At 65.8% G+C, this 722-nt stretch carries 1 pseudogene; it reads left to right on the forward strand.

Annotation, left to right across the window (positions count from 1 at the left end):
- Window positions 1-309: 309 nt before the first annotated feature.
- A pseudogene (locus PV350_RS46865) lies at window positions 310-722 on the forward strand (helix-turn-helix domain-containing protein); the annotation flags it as partial.

The following is a 722-nucleotide window of genomic DNA, read 5'->3' on the forward strand; positions in this document are numbered from 1 at the left end:
GAAGCCAGAGGTCTTGGAGGAGATCGTCAGCCACGACCGTTCATGATCGCGGTTCCGGTGACGCTCCGTGGCTCCAGCACGGAAAGTGATCCAGAACCACTTTTCACCCGTCGCCGACACGCGGCCACACCGTAGACAGAGCTTGAGCCGGAAGCTGTTGTCCAGGTGGCCACCCCGCTGACCGACTGGTCGACCTGCGCTCGAGAAATCTCCAGTAAAGGGTCTGCTGATGTCGCAGTTGCTACTGACTTGTAATGCGTGATGTCGTGGGGTGCTGACAGGTGGTGATCGTCGCGGTACACCACGGTCATGAGGTACGCGCAGGGTGGCGGGCTGACTGCCGAGCGGAGAGCGTTTCGCGAGCAGATCCGTCTGGACGCGGGCGAGATGTTCGCGGCCGGCAGCGACAACGCCGAGGTGGCGAAGGTGCTCGGGTACATGTGCGCTCGGTAGAGCGCTGGCGGCGCGAGTGGGCCGAGCGCGGTGAAGCGGGCCTGGTCTCGAAGGGGCCGGCGTCGTTGCCCAAGCTCAGCGACGAGTTGTTCGTGAAGCTGGAGGCGGCGCTGGCGTTGGGGGCGATGGCGCACGGCTGGTCTGACGAGCGCTGGACGCTCGCGCGGATCCGAACGCTGATCGGGCGGATGTTCCACAAGAGCTACACCGTGCCCGGGGTGTGCCTGTTGCTGCACCGGCACGGCTGGTCGCCCCAGGTGCCGGCTCGC

Origin of the sequence: Streptomyces sp. PA03-6a, from assembly GCF_033792765.1 — a bacterium.
Taxonomy (GTDB): domain Bacteria; phylum Actinomycetota; class Actinomycetes; order Streptomycetales; family Streptomycetaceae; genus Actinacidiphila.